The sequence below is a fragment of the Pseudomonas sp. Mn2068 genome (assembly GCF_049319725.1).
Classification (GTDB): Bacteria; Pseudomonadota; Gammaproteobacteria; order Pseudomonadales; family Pseudomonadaceae; genus Aquipseudomonas; species Aquipseudomonas gingeri.
This window is the reverse complement of sequence record NZ_JBMOUG010000040.1, coordinates 1-250: the sequence shown is the minus strand read 5'-3', so window position 1 is coordinate 250 and position 250 is coordinate 1. Positions and strand designations below refer to the sequence as shown.

The following is a 250-nucleotide window of genomic DNA, read 5'->3' as shown; positions in this document are numbered from 1 at the left end:
CCCCTAGGGGACTCGAACCCCTGTTACCGCCGTGAAAGGGCGGTGTCCTAGGCCACTAGACGAAGGGGACACACTACCCGGAACACATGGTGTGTGTTTCGGTGTCCAGCATCATGTCCGAAGACCTGACCCTGGTTTCACTCAGCCCCGCCCGAAGGCAAGACCGTTTAAAATTGGAGCGGGAAACGAGACTCGAACTCGCGACCCCGACCTTGGCAAGGTCGTGCTCTACCAACTGAGCTATTCCCGC

1 tRNA gene is annotated in these 250 nt (G+C 58.8%); it reads right to left on the bottom strand.

Going from position 1 to position 250, the window contains the following annotated elements:
* Nucleotides 1-174: 174 nt before the first annotated feature.
* Nucleotides 175-250, bottom strand: a tRNA-Gly gene (locus tag ACL9RJ_RS33260).